The organism is Paenibacillus sp. FSL R7-277, assembly GCF_000517965.1.
Classification (GTDB): domain Bacteria; phylum Bacillota; class Bacilli; order Paenibacillales; family Paenibacillaceae; genus Paenibacillus_AQ; species Paenibacillus_AQ silagei.
Map to the genome: position 1 here is coordinate 609,536 of NZ_ASPX01000080.1, position 17,565 is coordinate 627,100.

Annotated in this window: 15 protein-coding genes; 9 read left to right on the top strand and 6 right to left on the bottom strand. The window is 54.6% G+C overall.

Annotated elements, in window-relative coordinates:
- Positions 1-137: 137 nt before the first annotated feature.
- Positions 138-902, top strand: coding sequence for an SGNH/GDSL hydrolase family protein (locus tag C173_RS24855; RefSeq protein WP_051478358.1), 765 nt, complete (start codon positions 138-140; stop codon positions 900-902).
- Between the two features lie 49 nt (positions 903-951).
- Here the strand turns inward: C173_RS24855 and C173_RS24860 are convergent, their stop codons facing one another.
- Positions 952-2,049 (bottom strand): glycosyltransferase family 2 protein, encoded by a 1,098-nt coding sequence (locus C173_RS24860; RefSeq protein ID WP_036729770.1) that lies wholly within the window; start codon positions 2,047-2,049, stop codon positions 952-954.
- A gap of 185 nt (positions 2,050-2,234) precedes the next feature.
- On the opposite strand from C173_RS24860, the gene thiD reads away from it, so the two are divergent.
- The gene (gene thiD / locus C173_RS24865; protein ID WP_036729773.1) at positions 2,235-3,047 is read left to right on the top strand and encodes a bifunctional hydroxymethylpyrimidine kinase/phosphomethylpyrimidine kinase; all 813 of its coding nucleotides are present in this window, start codon (positions 2,235-2,237) and stop codon (positions 3,045-3,047) included.
- 128 nt (positions 3,048-3,175) lie between these two features.
- Here thiD and C173_RS24870 read toward each other — a convergent pair whose 3' ends face one another.
- From C173_RS24870 to C173_RS24880, 3 genes are all read right to left on the bottom strand, one after another.
- Positions 3,176-4,081, bottom strand: a complete 906-nt coding sequence (locus tag C173_RS24870; RefSeq protein ID WP_036729776.1) for a hypothetical protein — start codon at positions 4,079-4,081, stop codon at positions 3,176-3,178.
- A gap of 74 nt (positions 4,082-4,155) precedes the next feature.
- Positions 4,156-4,686, bottom strand: a complete 531-nt coding sequence (locus tag C173_RS24875; protein WP_235192006.1) for a GNAT family N-acetyltransferase — start codon at positions 4,684-4,686, stop codon at positions 4,156-4,158.
- Positions 4,686-5,519: an AraC family transcriptional regulator gene (locus C173_RS24880; protein ID WP_036729779.1), complete on the bottom strand. Its 834-nt coding sequence runs from the start codon at positions 5,517-5,519 to the stop codon at positions 4,686-4,688. The genes C173_RS24875 and C173_RS24880 overlap by 1 nt, the downstream gene beginning before the upstream one ends.
- A 120-nt stretch (positions 5,520-5,639) precedes the next feature.
- Here C173_RS24880 and C173_RS24885 point away from each other — a divergent pair, with 120 nt between their 5' ends.
- On the top strand, positions 5,640-7,100 hold the full coding sequence (locus C173_RS24885) for an alpha-L-fucosidase (RefSeq protein WP_235192007.1): 1,461 nt from the start codon (positions 5,640-5,642) through the stop codon (positions 7,098-7,100).
- A gap of 21 nt (positions 7,101-7,121) precedes the next feature.
- Here the strand turns inward: C173_RS24885 and C173_RS24890 are convergent, their stop codons facing one another.
- Positions 7,122-7,916 (bottom strand): AraC family transcriptional regulator, encoded by a 795-nt coding sequence (locus C173_RS24890; RefSeq protein WP_235192008.1) that lies wholly within the window; start codon positions 7,914-7,916, stop codon positions 7,122-7,124.
- 159 nt (positions 7,917-8,075) lie between these two features.
- Here C173_RS24890 and C173_RS24895 point away from each other — a divergent pair, with 159 nt between their 5' ends.
- The 3 genes from C173_RS24895 to C173_RS24905 all read left to right on the top strand — a co-directional run bounded on the left by C173_RS24895 (position 8,076) and on the right by C173_RS24905 (position 13,066).
- Positions 8,076-11,189, top strand: a complete 3,114-nt coding sequence (locus C173_RS24895) for a glycoside hydrolase family 2 TIM barrel-domain containing protein (RefSeq protein ID WP_036729785.1) — start codon at positions 8,076-8,078, stop codon at positions 11,187-11,189.
- 268 nt (positions 11,190-11,457) lie between these two features.
- Entirely contained in the window at positions 11,458-12,003 is a 546-nt protein-coding gene (locus C173_RS24900) for a MerR family transcriptional regulator (RefSeq protein WP_036729788.1), read from the top strand.
- Positions 12,004-12,091: 88 nt separating this feature from the next.
- Positions 12,092-13,066 carry a phosphotransferase gene (locus tag C173_RS24905; protein ID WP_036729791.1) on the top strand — a complete coding sequence of 325 codons (975 nt, stop codon included), beginning with the start codon at positions 12,092-12,094 and terminating at the stop codon, positions 13,064-13,066.
- Between the two features lie 10 nt (positions 13,067-13,076).
- On the opposite strand, the gene C173_RS24910 is transcribed toward C173_RS24905, so the two are convergent.
- On the bottom strand, positions 13,077-13,820 hold the full coding sequence (locus C173_RS24910; protein WP_051478359.1) for a glycoside hydrolase family 16 protein: 744 nt from the start codon (positions 13,818-13,820) through the stop codon (positions 13,077-13,079).
- 149 nt (positions 13,821-13,969) lie between these two features.
- Between C173_RS24910 and C173_RS24915 the strand changes: the two genes are divergently transcribed.
- The 3 genes from C173_RS24915 to C173_RS24925 are packed head-to-tail and all read left to right on the top strand — an operon-like array spanning position 13,970 to position 17,528.
- Positions 13,970-14,890: an ABC transporter permease gene (locus C173_RS24915; RefSeq protein WP_036729794.1), complete on the top strand. Its 921-nt coding sequence runs from the start codon at positions 13,970-13,972 to the stop codon at positions 14,888-14,890.
- Positions 14,891-14,924: 34 nt separating this feature from the next.
- A complete protein-coding gene (locus C173_RS24920; protein ID WP_051478360.1) occupies positions 14,925-15,809 on the top strand; it encodes a carbohydrate ABC transporter permease in 885 nt (294 codons plus the stop codon).
- Positions 15,810-15,854: 45 nt separating this feature from the next.
- Positions 15,855-17,528 carry an extracellular solute-binding protein gene (locus C173_RS24925; RefSeq protein ID WP_051478361.1) on the top strand — a complete coding sequence of 558 codons (1,674 nt, stop codon included), beginning with the start codon at positions 15,855-15,857 and terminating at the stop codon, positions 17,526-17,528.
- The last annotated feature ends 37 nt before the right edge of the window (positions 17,529-17,565 follow it).

A 17,565-nucleotide genomic window follows, 5' to 3' on the forward strand; every position in this document is an offset into this window, starting at 1 on the left:
AACCTTTTCTGTATTTTCCACTGATCCGCCAGAATACTGCCGGCAAGACTAAGAACCCATGACATCTATACATAGGCACGGCTGCACGTATGGTTTACACTGATTGTATATATACTAGGGTTATCGGAGGCGGGAGCATGAACAGGAATGAGGAGCAGCAAGAGTCCATGGGGTCTCAGTTCAAATATATGGTCAGCGGGGATTCTATCTCCAAGGGCGTTGTGTATGACGAGACCCGAAGCAAGTATGTCATTCTGGAGGATAATTATGTATCCATGCTTCAGGGCAAGCTCAAGGGAGCTATGCGCAATACTGCCAGATTCGGCAATACGCTGATGAAGGGCTTCGGTAATCTGAAGCGGGATGTCCTGAAGGAGAAGCCGGATGTGGTGCTGATTGAATACGGCGGCAATGACTGTGACTACCACTGGAGTGAGATTGCGAGCAATCCCGAGGCAGAGCATAGTCCTAAGACGGATTTTCCGGCCTTCGAGCGGATGCTGGCTGATATGATTCATTTCCTGAAGAACCAGGGGATCACGCCAATCCTGATGAGTCTGCCTCCGCTGAATGCGGACAACTACTTCAAGTGGGTCAGCGGCAACAATCCCGATTCCGAAGTGAACATTATGAAGTTCCTCGGCAGCGTCACCAAAATCTACTGGTGGCAGGAGCGTTATAACTCCGCTATCCTCAAGGTCGCCGAGAGCACCAGGACCAAGATTATCGATGTCCGGGGCGCCTTCCTGCAGCAGCCGGATTACACCAAGTTCATCTGCCGGGACGGCATCCACCCCAACCGGGAAGGCCACCGGATTATTTACGACAAGGTGCTGGAATTCATCCGCATGAGTGAACCCCAGCTGCTGCTGGAGCCTGCGGCAATGCCAGGACATCCGTAGACAATAACAAGCGCTCCCCAGCCTCGGCAGGGGAGCGCTTCTTATGTGTTCAAGGCTGCTGCAAGGAGACATACTTGTCGCCCAGTAGCTTCTGGAAGTAATTCCGGTTATACAGCATGCTGGGATGGCTGGGGGAATGAAGCAGCGCAGTCTCATTATAGCGGTTGGCCCGCTCATGCTGGCCCAGCCGGTCATAGCAGAGCGCAAGCTGCAGATTCGGAATCCAGGTGGCGAAGGCCTCATTCTTCATCCCCATGGACTCCGCCTGTCCGGGCAGCTGAATAGCAAGCTCAAACCAGTAGATGGCCGGATAAAGCTGCCCCTTTTCCAGATGCCAGGCCCCCAGCCGGCAGCAGCCTTCGGCACGCGGGGCATCATATTGCAGCGTGCGGGTGACCGCAGTGAAGGCCGCTTCCTTGTCCCCCAGCGCTTCCAGGCATTCGGCCAGCCGCAGGCAGGCCTGAATATTATCTTCAATCCAGCCCTGCCCGCCGCTGAGGAACAGCTCGTAATACCGGCAGGCCTCCCGGTGAATTCCGTGGTCGCGCAGCTCATTGGCGTAATAATATTGATCGCGCGCAGAGAAGCGCTCGCCTTCAGCTTCCCGTCTGCGGTAGATCCGCAGATTACGGTCCGTGTACGCCTTATCCTTCTCATGGGTAACACAGACGGTACTTGCCAGCGATGGGCCGTACACCTCCAGATATTCATGCACCGGACCGATCCACTTGAACCCGCAAGCCCGGCGGACCAGCCGGTTGCGCCGCAAGGAGGCCGTCACTCTCCCTTCCCCGTCAAAAGCGAGATTATACTGCATATTCACACTGTCCACCTGTCCCGGCAGCGAAGACTTCAGCTCCTTGAACAGCACCTGATCCTCTTCTTTCAGATAGTCGTCCGCATCCAGCCAGAAGATATAGTTCCGGGTCGCCTTGCTGAAGGCGAAATTACGGGCAGCAGAGAAATCGTCAATCCAGGTAAAATCATAAATTACGGCTCCAAAGGCAGCGGCAATGTCCTTGGTGCGGTCTGCCGATCCCGTATCCACAATAATGATCTCATCGACCAGCCCTTTCACAGAAGCCAGGCAGCGGGACAGGCTCTTCTCCTCATTGCGGACAATCATACATAAACTGATCTCAATCATGGCAGCCTCCTGAATACATAATCCACTAGACTATCATGATATGCAGTACAGCAGAGCGGGAACCCTTGCTCTCACCCAAGGGCTGCGGGGCGTTTTTGGAGCTTATACTTTTTTTGCGGACTAAGCCGATGATTTTTGTTATAATAAGCAGCATACTATTCATATACAAGAAGGGGACGTTACCTTTGTCAAAAATCATTAAGACATTAACCATTGCCGGCAGTGACTCCAGCGGAGGCGCAGGCATTCAGGCAGACCTCAAAACCTTTGAGGAATACGGTACTTACGGCCTTAGTGCCCTGACTACCATTGTAACGATGGACCCTGACCGGGGCTGGCATCATAATGTATACCCTGTCGATGCTGCCATCGTTGCCGAACAGCTTAAGACGATCTTCGCCGGCGGTCCTGTGGATGCCATGAAGACCGGTATGCTCGGCAGTGTGGACATTGTTAAGGTTACTGAACAGGCCCTGAAGAGCAACAAGCAGACCAATGTCGTGATCGATCCGGTTATGGTATGCAAAGGCGAGGATGAAGTACTGAACCCGGAGAGTGCAGATGCCATCCGCGATCTGCTGCTGCCGCTGGCTACGGTGGCTACTCCGAATCTGTTCGAAGCCGGAGTGCTCTCGGGTCTCGGCAAGCTGACTACGCTTGATCAGATGAAGGAAGCTGCCCGCCTGATTCATCAGCTCGGCACCCAGAATGTTGTCGTCAAGGGCGGCAAGGCGCTGGGCGGCGACAAGGCGATTGATATCTTCTTCGACGGCAGCGAATACCTCGTCCTGGAGACTGCGAAGATCGAGCCTGCCCATAACCATGGAGCGGGATGCACCTTCGCCGCAGCAATTACCGGCGGACTGGCTAACGGCTTGTCGGTGAAGGATGCTGTGGTGAAGGCGAAGGATTTCGTATCCGCCGCCATCCGCAATGGCTATGCGTTCAATGAGTATGTCGGTCCTGTATTCCATGGGGGCTACCGTCTGGAGCAGTAAGGCTGAACGGGTAATCAAGTAAGCTAATAACCAGCAGACAAAAACCTCTCTTCATGATGGCGGTGTAACCAGCCATAGAAGAGAGGTTTTTGTTGTTTTTTCAAAAGGAATTTAGATCCAATTCCTGCTTACTTAACGGGCGGCTCCTCCGCAATATGCTTCACGAACGCCAGCATCTTATCCTTGTCCTTGTCATTCAGGACACCGATAATGATGGATTTCGCATTATAATTGATAGGCAGCTCTGAGATGAACGGAGATTTCAGAATATCTACACCATACAGCTCATTCTTGCCCGTGTCCTCATTGACTCCCCACTGCATGCGGGTATCGTCAGCGGCAAGCTTCCCGTCCGCTGTGATCGGCTCCAGATTCTGGAATCCGGTCTGTCCGCCGATCCACTTGACGGTGGCCTCATCCAGAATAAGGATATCCGGCCGGTTCGCCGCCAGCTCCACAACTGCCTTTTGCATATAATTCATATCCAGTGAGTCAGAGCCTTCGCCCGTTCTGGGCAGATAAGTCATCACCGTCTCCACCCGTTTCCATTCCGGATAAGCCGCGATGATCGCCTTCTCCAGCTCCTCGGTCTTGCCGCTGGTATCCGTGACTCCGAAGTTGCCGATGAACATAATCTTAGCATCTACTGGCGGCAGAGAAGCTAGATATTGTCTATGCTGATAATTGTCATAGAGCGCCTTCCCGCCAAAAATCACTACCAGCAGCCCGATAATGCCGAGGATCACATGTGTCCGGTATAGCCGCATGAAGGTCTCCCACTTGCTTGCCGTACCGGAGAAGCGTCCATACTTGGCAAGCCGCTCATCTTCAGCCTTCTGGATCTCCTGCTCATCCCAGGTATCAAGAATCAGCTTGTACGCCCGGAAATCCGCTTCGTAGGCTGCTATCTCCTCCTCTGTGGTCAGGGCGCGTCTTCGCTTCAGGAGCAGATCGAACCGCTTGTTCAGTTCCTCTCTGGTTACGGTTTCAGGTAATCCTAACTGTACATACGCTTGCTTCAGGTTCTCGTTCACATTGAATTCTCCTTTGATATGGATGATGCCGTAGTTCTATATTAACAGACTTCACCCTGAATTCTCCACTCGCGCTATAGGCGGGCAGCAATGTCCCGGGTCTCCATCAGCAGGAACTCCATTTCGCTGTCCCCGTGCTGATGTACGAAGCTATGCAGGAGGACGAAGCCTGCCTTCTTATACACGCTAACTGCCCTCAGGTTGAAGGCAGCCACCGACAATCTGAATCTCTTCGCGTCATACGTCTGCTCTGCAAACTTCATCCCCGCTTGCAGGAAGGCCAGTCCACGGCCCTGCCCGGTCAGATCCGGTCTTAGCCCCAAGCCGATATCGAGGGAAGTTCCATCCAGGTAGAGTCCGCTCTCTATCCCTTCCCCCACCTGCGCGTTCTGTCCGTAACAGAAGAACCCGATCAACGCTCCGTCCGCCGCAGCTACACTGAAATAAGAGCCATCCAGCAGTTCCTCGATATCCTCTGCGTCATCAGCCGCATCCAGCATATTGTACAGGGCATATGGTGTCTCGTATCTCCAATTAACAATCTCCCTGGCCGCCTGCTCATCCATTAACCGGATCTGATAACCTCTGCTCTGTTCCAGAATCACTATATCATCCCTCCGCTCTTGTGTTTCCTGAATTCGGTGGGCGTAAGCCCGGCATGCTTCTTGAACTGCTTGGAGAAATAGAACAGATCGCCGAAGCCGAGCTGGTCGGCAATCGCACTGACCGAACCGGAGGTGGTGGTCAGCAGCTCTTTGGCCTTTTCAATCTTTTGCCGGGTAATGTACTGGATGGGGGGCACGCCGATCTGCTGCTTGAACAGGCGCATGAAGTAGTTCGGGTGCATGTATGCAATCTCGGCAAGATCATTAATGGTCATATTCTGCTCGATATTCTCCGCGATATAATCCAGGACAGCCGTCAGCTTCCGGGCCGCCCCGAGATTCTTATAAGACAGCTCATCCAGCTTGAGATTCATCATGTAATAAGACATCAGCTCAAGCAGCTTGCTTCTCGCCAGCAGCGGGGCGTAGACCGCATCAGATCTGGCACTATCGGTGATCCCCTTGAACGCCGCCTCAACCGCAGCGGGATTCTCAGGAATACAGACATGACTCAGCTCAAGCACACGGAACAGGTTCATCTCCCCGACCTTGGCACTGAAATGACACCAGTATTTGAGAAAAGGACGTTCGCTGATGCAGGCATAGGATTGCTTCACACCCTCCGGCATTAGAATCAGCTCACCCGGCTTCGGATAATACTCCTTATCCCCGATCTTTAGCCAGCCTTCTCCCCCGATTATGTAATAAAACTTGCTGTAATCCGGAGTATAGTCCATATCCCTCCAGTCCGTAGAGCATTCGTTATAGTCTGCTACGATCAGGTCAACCTTGAGATTGGCCAGGTAGCTGGTAAGCAGAGTATGGGAGTCCATGGGACAGACCGCCTTAAAGGTTATTTTTGTACATCAAAAAGTTAGTGCCGTACATTCTTACCTGTCCTGCCGCCCGGTACAATGAAGGTATTACCTCTTACAAAGGGAGATGACTGACGCATGATGAACACAACTGATTATCTGCAGGTTATTGACGAGACGATTAAGAACGGCCCTTACAAGGCGAATTGGGAGTCGCTAAGCGCTTATGAGGTGCCGCAGTGGTACCGCCAGGCCAAATTCGGGATCTTCATTCACTGGGGGCTGTATTCGGTTCCGGCCTTCAGCAATGAATGGTATTCACGCAATATGTACATTCAGGGCACGAAAGAATATGAGCATCATCTGGCAGTCTACGGGAACCACAAGGAGTTCGGGTACAAGGACTTCATTCCCCTGTTCACTGCGAAGCAATTCGATCCGGGCGGGTGGGCTGCACTATTCAAGGCCTCCGGCGCCAGATATGTCATTCCCGTGGCGGAACACCATGACGGCTTCCAGATGTATAAAAGCGCTGTCTCTCATTATAACACTTATGACATGGGTCCCGGGCGGGATATTCTCGGCGAGCTGAAGGCGGCCTTCGAAGAGCAGGGGCTGGAGCTGGGCGTCTCCTCCCACCGTGCGGAGCACTGGTTCTTCATGTCCCACGGCAAGGCGTTCGACTCCGATATCCGCGAGCCGCTTGTCCGCGGCGACTTCTACTGGCCGGCTATGCCGGAACCGGATCATCATGATCCCTATGGCTCTCCCCCGTCCGGGGAGTATCTGGAGGACTGGCTGATCCGCTGCTGCGAGCTGGTCGATCAGTACCAGCCCAAGATTTTTTACTTCGACTGGTGGATTGAGAATGCGGCCTTCCGGCCCTATCTGCAAAAGTTCGCGGCCTACTACTACAATCGCGCGGCAGAGCGCGGAATGCCGGCAGCTATTAATTATAAGCATGATGCCTTCATGTTCGGCAGTGCGGTCCCCGATGTCGAGCGCGGGCAATTCGCCGAGCTGAAGCCCTTCTTCTGGCAGACAGATACGGCGGCAGCGCGTAATTCCTGGTGTTATACGAAGAATAACGATTACAAATCCGCCGCAGAAATCATCCGCGACCTGGTCGATATCGTCAGCAAGAACGGCAATCTGCTCCTGAACGTGGGGCCCAAGGCCGATGGCAGCTTCGCAGAGGAGGATCAGGCGATTCTGACGGCCATCGGCAGCTGGCTGGGAACAAACGGAGAAGCGATCTATGATACCTCCTTCTGGCGCATATTTGGTGAAGGGCCGACACGTATTGAAGAAGGACAATTCACTGATGGCCAGGCCAAAACGTTCACACCGGAAGACATCCGCTTCACCGTGAAGGGTAGCTGCCTGTATGCAACCGTACTGGTGTACCCGGAAGATGGTATCGTGCGCATCCAGTCGCTCCGGGAGAAATCCCCCTGCTTCGAGGGAATCCTGAGGGACATTACAGTCCTCGGGTTCAGCGAGCAGCCCTCCTGGGAACGGGATACTGTGGCCTTAACGATCCGCACCACTGCGGTCACAAGCGCCTTGCCGGTTGTGTTCAAGCTGGAGCTGGCGTGAGCTATCTCTGAAGCCGCTCCTCTAGTCCAATCCGTGAAGTCCTCTCCACTCTTCGGGCTGCATGCCGGTAATCCGTTTGAAGACGGCGCAGAAATAGCTGACATTCTCGAAGCCTGCCCGCTGGGCGATTTCATAGATCCGCTGCCCCCGGCTGCTGAACATCAGCTGCTTGCTCCGGTTGACCCGCTGCTTGTTAATATAGGCCACCGGCCGTTCACGGACCGTCCGCTGGAACAGCCGGCACAGATACTGCGGCGAGACTGACGCCACTTCGGCCAGCTCCTTCAGTAGCAGCGGGCGGTGCAGGTGAAGCTCAATATATTGCAGGACCGGCTTCATCCGCGCAAGCTCATTGTCCTCATTCGAGTCCGGAAGCAGGCTGCGCTTCAGATCGAGCAGCAGCGCGTACAGCAGCTTGGAACGCTCCATGTTATCCTGAAGCTCATTGCCGCAGGAGAGCGTAAGCATCTCCTCAAGCGGAGCAAGGATGGATTCTGCTCTGAGGCGTCCCACCCCGGACTCCCGTATTCCGGCGTAGAGCAGCATCTGGGCTGCTTCTCTTCCGTTGAAGGAGATCCAGGCCAGCTCCCATTCGCGGGTAAGCGGCGTATAAGAGTGGGGCACATCCGGGTAGAGACAGAAGATATCGCCCGCCTCGGCAATATAGGATTTCCCCTTGATATTCACTTCACCCTTGCCGCCGAGGACCTGGTGCAGCTGATAATCCGGGAAGCCCGCAGGCCGGGACATCTCCCCCTGATGCTCCCAATACCCGATGGTCATGGGATACAGGGGCAGCAGAAGCATATCTTCCATTTCGCAAAAGATCATCGTACTGTCCATAGCAGCCTCCCTCTAGATGCAATCTGACATCACTTAGTTTCATATTCTATTATATCTAAACAAAATCATTATATATACCCAGAACATTTCCCATTCTATAATATGAATATAACAATATAAGGAGATGTTAACTTGCGCAACAAACTCTCATATCAGCAGCCTGCCAACGGATATCCCGAATGGAACAATAATCCTGAGATTTTTCAATTGAACCGTATAGATGCCCACGCCTCCATGATGTCCTTCCCGGCAGCAGCCGACGCTCTGCAAGGGGATAAAGCGTCCTCATCCCGTTACCAGACGCTCAACGGAACATGGAAATTCGCATTTGCCGAGACACCGGATGCACGGATCAAGGACTTCTATAAGGCCGGATACGACGCTGCCGGCTGGGCAGATATCGCCGTCCCTTCCCACTGGCAGTTCCAGGGATATGATTATCCCCAATACACCAATGTACGCTATCCTTGGGAAGTATCCGAGCCGGATCTGAAGCCTCCCTTCGCTCCGACGGTATACAATCCGGTAGGCTCCTATATCCGTTCTTTCAGCGTTCCGCAGGATTGGGACGGACAGCCGGTATTCCTCAGCTTCCAGGGTGTGGAATCCGCCTTCTACGTATGGGTGAACGGAGAACTTGCCGGATACTCTGAGGATACCTTCACACCGTCAGAATTCGATATCACCGCCTATCTGCTTCCCGGCGAGAACAAGCTGGCCGTTGAAGTCTACCGCTGGTGTGATGCAAGCTGGCTGGAAGATCAGGACTTCTGGCGTCTGAGCGGAATTTTCCGCGATGTCTATCTCTACACTGCGCCTCCAGTACGGGTAGCCGACTTCTTCGTCCGCACCGAGCTGGACAAGAGCTTCACCGATGCGGAGCTGCAGGTCGACCTGACTCTGGAGAACTATTATAACCGGGTCATCGGGGCACACACCGTTGAAGTACAGCTCTACGACAGCAAGCAGCAGCCGGTATGGGCAGCGCCGGTGTCATCCGGATTTGCTTTTGAACAAGAAGGAACTCAGCTGCTTAAGCTGTCTGCAGCCGTGAAGAACCCGCTGAAATGGAGCGCGGAGAAGCCTAACCTCTACACCCTGCTGATTTCGGTGAAGGACGATCAGGGACAGCTGCTGGAAGCGCTCAGCTGCAAGACAGGCTTCCGGACCTTCGAGATCCGGGACGGCCTGATGAAGATTAACGGCAAACGGATTGTATTCAAGGGAACGAACCGCCATGAATTCTCCTGCGATACCGGCCGTGCGCTCTCCAAGGAAGATATGATCACCGACATTAAGCTGATGAAGCTGCACAATATCAATGCCGTGCGGACCTCCCACTATCCGAATCAACCAGTATGGTACGAGCTGTGCGACGAATATGGTCTCTATGTGATTGACGAGACGAACCTGGAGACACATGGCTCCTGGCAATACGGGCAGAAGGAGCTGCATGAGGGGAACGTTCCCGGCAGCCGCCCGGAATGGCGCGCGAACGTCATTGACCGCTGTAACTCCATGATGCAGCGCGACAAGAACCACACGTCCGTCATTATCTGGTCGCTTGGCAACGAATCCTTCGGCGGCGATAACTTCCTGGCCATGTATGACCACTTGAAGCAAGCTGACCCGACCCGTCCGGTGCATTATGAAGGCACTTATCATTACAGACCTTCGGACGCGGCCAGCGATATTGAATCGACGATGTACATCAAGCCGGATGAAGTCGTGGAGTACGCTCTCAGCAATCCGAAGAAGCCGTACATTCTATGTGAATACAGCCATGCCATGGGCAACTCCTGCGGCGGCCTGCATCTGTACACGGAGCTATTCGACAAATATGACAGCATTCAGGGCGGATTCATCTGGGACTGGGTGGATCAGGCGATCCGTACAACCACTCCTGAAGGCGTGTCTTATCTGGCTTACGGCGGGGATTTCGGAGAGAAGCCGCATGACGGCAACTTCAGCGGCAACGGGCTGCTGTTCGCGGACCGCAGCGTGACGCCTAAGCTCTACGAGGTGAAGAAATGCTATCAGAATATCACCATCACCGCACTCGATCTGAAGAGCGGGAGCTTCGAGGCCCGCAACAACTTCCTGTTCACGGATCTGGCAGACTATCAGCTGAGATGGACGCTGGCTCTGAACGGCGTAGCGGCCCAGGAAGGACAATTGCCGCTCTCCGCAGCGCCTGGCGAAGCGGTCAGCTTCACGGTTCCGCTGGATTCAGCGCTGCTGGAATCTGACAAGGAAGCTGTACTTACGGTGTCGTTCGTTCAAGAGGACGCAACCGCCTGGTCTGAGGCCGCGCATGAAGTTGCCTGGGAACAGTTCGTGTTAACCCCGTATATTCCGTCCCGTAACCCGGAACTTTCGGGCGGCACCCTGCAAGTGAAGGAACAGGATGGCTTCGTGAACTTCGAAGGCAACGGATTCGCGCTTGCCTTCGAGACAGCAACCGGCGCGCTTGTCTCGCTGAAGTCCTCCGGGAAGGAAGTTCTGCACGCACCGGTCAGACCTAACTTCTGGAGAGCTGTAACCGACAATGATCTGGGCAACAAGCATCCTGAGCGCTGTGTGATCTGGAAGGAAGCGTCCTACGAGCGTCAGCTGGCCCGGTTCAGCTGCCGTGTGGAAGGGGGCCTCGGTTTCGTGACCGCTGACTATCTGCTGGGTACGCAGCCGCAGTCCACCCTGCGTGTTCACTACGAGATTCGTACGGATGGTTCGGTCGAGATTGTACAGGAGCTTAACCCGGGCAGCAGCACCCTGCCGGAGATCCCGGAATTCGGGATGGTCTTCGAGCTGGACAGCAGCCTGGACACGATTCTCTGGTATGGCCGCGGGCCGCATGAGAACTATTGGGACCGTAAGGCCGGAGCTCCGCTGGGACTCTACACAGGCAAGGTCAGTGAGCAGTTCACGAATTATCTCCGCCCTCAGGAGTGCGGCAACAAGACCGATGTCCGGTATGCTTCCGTCACCGCAGGAAGCGAAGGACACGGATTATCCGTGGAAGGGGCCGTACCGCTTGAAGTCAATGCGCTGCCTTGGTCTCCGGCAGAGCTTGAAGCCAGCGACCACGGCTACAAGCTGCCAGCTTCTGACAAGACCGTGCTGCGTGTCAATTACAAGCAAATGGGCGTGGGCGGCGATGACAGCTGGGGTGCGCCAACCCATGAACAGTTCACTTTACCTGCCAACCGTCCGTATACCTTCAAGTTCAAGCTCTCCCTGCTATAAACCGCCTTCTCCCTTAAGACAGCTCAGCACAATGTCTGTAACGATCTGAAGATAGCTTTTCATAATTACCCGGAAGGGGTTATGGAAAGCTTTTTCTTTTTTATAGATTCTACCTCCGTAATGTAAGTATTGCACTGCTCTCTAGAGAGCAAGAATAGTCGTAATACCACTTTGCTTGGCGAATCAGCACTTCCTTTGTCACCTGTGCAGGGAGCCGCCGAAGAATAACGAATTACTCATAGAAGACTACTACACTGGAGGGATTGAAATGGAAATTCTGAAAACTAAGGAAGCTGCGGAGCTGCTGTCCGTTAGCCAGACTACGATCAAACGCTGGGCGGCCATGTTCCCCGATTTCTTTCCAAAGGACCGTCTTGGACATTATACCTTCTCGGAGCAGCAAATCAGCCAGCTCAATCATATTAAAGACCGTATTAATCAGGGGGAAGCACTGGAAGGCATAGATCCGGATCTTACGAACGACAAGCTGCCAAGGGGCCCGCTGCATGAGAATCCAAGCCTATATACAGACGGTGACCCTATGAATAAAATATGGTCCCGGATCGAGTATATTGAACATGCACTGGATCAAAAAGCGAGCGAGATCGTTTCGGTACAGCTGCTCCAGCAGCGTGCAGAGCTTGAGGATATGCGAGTAATGATTAAGGAATTATCCGCATCGCTGGAAACGATGCAGAAGCCCGGCAGTCCATCCCTCTCCCCGCGTGAAGAGCTTTATCCGGTTGCCGCTGGCAGGCTGACGTCTCCACCAAGGAAGCGAGGTCTATTGCGCTCTTTTTTTCCATTCCTGTAACCCTATCTCTTCCAGCATTACAGAGATTACACTAGTGTGAACACTTCGCTAACCCAGCCCCTATATTACCCCGGTGAGGAGATATTGTATGTCAGACACCGCCGCAAGAATCCGGGATGAGATCCTTGACTCCATGACACAAAGATTCGGGTTGCATGTCACTGAAGCGGTCCAGATCGATCAGGGCTTCCTGAATCTGAAGTGGAGGCTGGACAGTGATCAAGGCCGTCTGTTCATGAAGCAGTACAGCAAGATCCGTTACCCTGAAGCCCTCACCCTCGGACTGGAGGTCTCCTTAAGCCATCAGGATCATCTGTACCTGGAAGGCCTTCCTGTTCCGAAGCTATTTTCGCATGAGGGAAATTATGTATTGAGAACGCCTTCACAGGAACGTTATGTCCTGATGACCCTGTGTGACGGGCACAGTATTGCCCCCGGATCGGCCACGGAGCAGCAGATGTATTCGCTGGGCAGGGTGGTCGGCCGGATGCACAAGTTACTTAACGCTCAGCCTGCTTCGTTGCCGCTGTACTGGGAGGTCCGCAGTAAGGCGTCAATGGTGAGAAACTGGGAGGCACGCTATCATCAGGCCACCGCCCGGCAGAGCGAGGATACTCTATCGGCGCTTGAGCTTCAGCGGAGGATCATCGACCGGATGGACACCGGCCTCTTCGCGGACTGCGAACGGGGCTGGGGGCACCGGGACCTGTTCGTGGATAATATACTGTTCAGCGCAGATCAGGTGGCGGCGATCCTTGACTTCGACCGGCTGCATTTCGTCTACCCGGAGTTCGATATAGCCCGGCCGATCCTCTCCTGCGCGTTATCTGAGGACGGAATCGGGCTGGACCGGGTACGGGCCTTCGTGACGGGCTACCGTGAATATACTCCCTTGCCTGCAAGTACACTCATCCGGTCACTGAAATTAATCTGGTGGAAGGAAGCCGAATGGATTGCGGTGCCTCAGCAGGATGAATTCCCTCCGCTCGTCCGCTTCCGTCAGGAGAATCATTGGATCGCGGCCAACTGGGACCGTTTGAATGATATTTTTGCCGGGATCTGAGAGATAGTCCTTAGCTCTGATACAGCCGGATGCCCGACACCGTCATTACCGCAGGCAGCGCTGCTTCATCTACCGCGACAGGGTCATACCATCCGCCAACGGCAAGATTAAGCAGCAGATAAAAGGGCTGGTCGAACGGCATCCCCGGCTCAAGCCGCCGCTCGGCGAAGCAGTGCCCGTCCACCAGCCATCTCATGGAGCCTTCCTGCCATTCCAGCGTGTAATCCCGGAATTCTTCAATCGTTCCGCGCTCTAATTCGTAAGTGAACTCTTCAACAATCTTCCGCTCGATGTCTGCACCGTAATGCAGAGTTCCAGCTATCTTCCGGGGCAGACGCCCCTTCGCCTCTAGAATATCGATCTCGCCGGAAGCCGGCCAGGGTCCATACGCCTGATCCTGCGGAAGCAGCCAGATCGCAGGCCAGATTCCCTGCCCGGCCGGCAGCTTGGCGCGCACGGTCAGCCTGCCGTAGCAGAACGCGAAGTGATCTCTTGTATCGATCCGGGCCGAGGTATAAGCGAAGCTCCGCCCCTCCTGCTCTGTGACCTCACGGCGCGCACACAGCCGCAGTCCCTCCTCGCCAACCGACAGATTCCCCCGCCGCCCCGTATAGAATTGCTGCTCTCCATTCCCCCAGCCCGGGAAGATCGCTTTCCCGTCATTGTCCAGCAGATCATTGCCAAGGCGGATGTTCCATAGCTTCAAATCAGCAGTCCCCCCTTGGAAATCCTGCTCCCATACCAGTCTGTTCATCGTTTGGCCCACTCCCTTCATGTATTCACAGCATACTGAATTTCCGGCCCCAGCGGGAGGAATCCAAAAAATTGGGATAGGGCCAATAATCATGGCCTTTTTTTCCGCCCTCCTTTTTCATACGATGAAGAAGGAAGGGGGTACAGTACATGTTCCACACCCGAACGGGACAAATGAAAGCGCTTCTTAGGCAGTGGCAGCTGCAAAGCATGGTAATCCCGGGCATTCTCTGGATGTTTATCTTTTGTTACATCCCCATGCTCTGGCTGATCATAGCCTTTATGGATTTCAGTATCGCGAAGCCTATGCTGGAATCTCCGTTTGTCGGGCTGAAGCATTTCCGCGATTTCCTGACAGATGACCGGTTCTGGCGCTCGATCCGCAACACCCTCGGGATGAGCAGCATCAAGCTCGTTCTCGGTTTTCCCATCCCTATTCTATTCGCCCTGCTGTTGAATGAAATCCGCAGCCTGCGGTTCAAGCGCACGGTGCAGACGATCTCCTACCTGCCGCATTTCATCGCTTGGACGATCTTCGGCGGCATCGCCCTCAACTGGCTGGGCGAAGGCGGTGTCATTAACCAGCTGATGATGGCGCTGGGGCTTCAGGACCGGGATATCCTGTTTAACAGTGAGCCGCAGTACTTCTGGTGGATCACCTTCTTCACCGATACGCTGAAGGAGACCGGGTGGAGCGCGATCATCTACATAGCCGCCATAGCGGGCATTGATCCGGGGCTGTATGAAGCTGCGGAGCTGGACGGCGCGAACCGCTGGCAGCGGATGTGGCATATCACGGTGCAGAGCATCCGCCCCACGATTGCGATTCTGTTCATTCTCGCCGTCAGCGGAATACTCGGCAGCAACTTTGAGCAGATCTTCATGCTGAAGAACAACATGAACATGAAGATGGCGGAGAGCCTGGACCTCTACATCTATAACATGGGGCTGGTCTCCGGGCGCCATTCCTTCTCCACCGCCGTCCTGTTCGCCCGCTCCATTGTAGCGCTGGGACTGCTGCTGTTAGCCAATCAGAGTTCTAAGAAGCTTACGGGGGACAGTATTTTTTGAACATACACTCACTTGGAAAGGAGACAACCGATTCATGGCAAGACGTGGAAGATTCCGGCGGATTGGCGCTTTCGAGATCTTCAATACACTCTTGATGCTGGCCGTCTGCTTCCTGACGCTGTACCCGATGTGGTTCGTGCTCGTCAATTCGCTGAATTCACCGCAGCAGGCTTCACTCGGGACCGTCAACTGGTTCCCCTCAGAGCTGTCGCTGGCCAGCTACAGTGTGGCTTTTAACGATAAGACCTTGATGAACGGGTTCTACATCACTACAATGCGGACCGTTATCGGAACGGTGGTGCATGTGCTCTTCACCGCAATCATCGCTTACGGAATCAGCAAGACGAATCTGATCGGCCGCAAGCTCTATCTCAAAATCTCTCTGATCACCATGCTCTTCTCAGGTGGGCTCATCCCCTCCTTCATTCTCATGACGAAGCTCGGCCTGTATGATAGCTTCTGGGTGTTCATCATCCCGTCCATGTATACTTTCTTTAATATGGTCATCTTCATGAGCTTCTTCCGTACCATTCCTGACAGCCTGGAGGAGTCGGCCAAGGTAGACGGCGCTTCGGATTACGGTGTGCTGTTCCGGATTGTACTGCCCAACAGCATGGCGGTCATTGCGACCATCGCCCTGTTCTCCGCCGTCTATCACTGGAATGATTATTATCAGGGTGTTATCTACATCCATTCCCAGGAGCTGCTGCCATTGCAGACCATGCTGTACAAAATCATCGCCGAGAACTCCATGTCCTTCATGCAGCAGCAGGCTATGGCCCAATTCGGTGCCCGGCTGCCCGGCAACTCGATCAAATTCGCCTCCATGATGGTGGCTACGCTGCCGATCCTGATCTTCTACCCCTTCATTCAGCGTTATCTGGTCAAGGGTGTGATGATCGGCGCGATTAAGGGATAACCGTAGGAAGTCTAACCACACCTAACCCGAAAGGATGATTATGCTGTGAAAAGCAAACCTGTACGCCCCATCCTGGCCGCAATGATGACGGTAACCTTGGCCTTAAGCATAGCCGCCTGCAGCAGCAATTCCGCCACTAAGGAGAATATGCCGACGGCTGCGCCTCAGGCCGAAGCGTCACCGGAACCGCAGACCGAGACCAAGCTGAATGCGGAGGAGCCCGCCTGGAAGCTCGATACCAGTCCGGTGGATCTCACCTGGTTCGTCGGCGCGAACTGGTATGCCCACACCTGGGGTGAGAGCCTAGCCTCCAAGTATGTCACCGAGAAGACGGGCGTGAACGTCAAGCTGGAGGTTCCCTCAGGGGAAGCGAATGAGCAGGTTACGCTGATGATGACCTCCGGCAAGCTGCCGGACCTGATCAGCATGGGCTCCTGGGAGACTGCGGTCAAAAAGCTGTGGGAAGGCGATCATGTCTATGCGCTCAATGAACTGGCCGACAAGTATGATCCCTACTTCTTCAAGGTCGCCGGTGACGGCACGCTGAAGTGGTACCGGCAGGAGAACGGCAATACCTACGGGGTGCCGAATGACTCCTACAGTCCTAACCTGATGCACGAGACCGGCATGACGGCGGCCAACCAGACCTTCCTGGTCCGCAAGGATCTGTACGAGGAGATGGGCAAGCCGGACCTCAGTACTCCAGAAGGCTTCCTCGGTGCGCTGCAGCTGCTGAAGGATAAGTACCCCGAGTATAAGGGCCAGCCGATCAGCCCCTTTTTCGCCCAGGGCAATGTGCCTTACGGGATGACGGAATACCTCCAGAATCTGCTGGCGGTTCCGCATGAGAAGGATGGCAAAGTATATGACCGTATTACCGATCCTGATTACATCGCCTGGCTCAAAACCTTCCGCACAGCGTACGAGCGCGGACTGATTAACGTCGATTTCCTGGTGGATTCAGATACCCAGGTAGAGGAGAAAACGAACAACGCCCGCTACTTCATGATGATCCGCGAATGGACCGGCATGTCAGCGGTCAATCCGATGCTCGCGGCGGGGGCTAACCCGGACTCTTACTACATCGCGGTTGACGGGCCGCAGAATAACAAGGGCGAGAGCGCCAAGCTGTTCCCCGGCAACATGGACGGCTGGATGGTGACCATGATCAGCAAATCCGCCGAGAACCCGGAGCGGGCGATACGCTTCCTGACCTACCTCGCCAGCGAGGAGGGCCAGCGCGACCTGTTCCTCGGCAAGGAAGGCGAGACCTGGGATTCGGCGGGCGGCAAGCCGCAGCTTAAGGCCGAGTTCGCCGACATGCTGGGCAGCAATATCGAGAAGCTGGAGAAGGAATACGGCATTCTGGACACCTACTGGATGATGCGTAACCCGGTCATCGTCAACCAGTGGAGACCGGAGAAGGCTCCGGTCATCAAGCAGATGGAGGACTTCGCGAATGCGCAGGCCGATATTGACAGCGGGATCTACAAAGGCCTGGACCCGCTCGGCGATTCTGATGTGGCGGTCGCCTGGTCGCGGATCTCCCAGAACTGGGAAGAGGTGCTGCCGGAGCTGATTACGGCCAAGGATGAGGCGGCTTTTGACAAGGTGTTCGAGAGCTTCCGCTCCCGCCGTGACGGCTACGGGTTCGCGCAGGTGATGGAATACCGCCAGACCGAGCTGGATGCGCGCAAGGCCAAGATGGCGGCCGAATAGTTCCGCCCGCTTATTCAGTACCGGCTGCCTATGAGGC

Coding starts and splice junctions, on each gene's coding strand:
- C173_RS24920 (WP_051478360.1), top strand. CDS start 14,925: ATGGCAAGACGTGGAAGATTCCGGCGGATTGGCGCTTTCGAGATCTTC.
- C173_RS24885 (WP_235192007.1), top strand. CDS start 5,640: ATGATGAACACAACTGATTATCTGCAGGTTATTGACGAGACGATTAAG.
- C173_RS24905 (WP_036729791.1), top strand. CDS start 12,092: ATGTCAGACACCGCCGCAAGAATCCGGGATGAGATCCTTGACTCCATG.
- C173_RS24880 (WP_036729779.1), bottom strand. CDS start 5,519: ATGGACTCCCATACTCTGCTTACCAGCTACCTGGCCAATCTCAAGGTT.
- C173_RS24890 (WP_235192008.1), bottom strand. CDS start 7,916: ATGGAAGATATGCTTCTGCTGCCCCTGTATCCCATGACCATCGGGTAT.
- C173_RS24910 (WP_051478359.1), bottom strand. CDS start 13,820: ATGAACAGACTGGTATGGGAGCAGGATTTCCAAGGGGGGACTGCTGAT.
- C173_RS24855 (WP_051478358.1), top strand. CDS start 138: ATGAACAGGAATGAGGAGCAGCAAGAGTCCATGGGGTCTCAGTTCAAA.
- C173_RS24915 (WP_036729794.1), top strand. CDS start 13,970: ATGTTCCACACCCGAACGGGACAAATGAAAGCGCTTCTTAGGCAGTGG.
- C173_RS24900 (WP_036729788.1), top strand. CDS start 11,458: ATGGAAATTCTGAAAACTAAGGAAGCTGCGGAGCTGCTGTCCGTTAGC.
- C173_RS24860 (WP_036729770.1), bottom strand. CDS start 2,049: ATGATTGAGATCAGTTTATGTATGATTGTCCGCAATGAGGAGAAGAGC.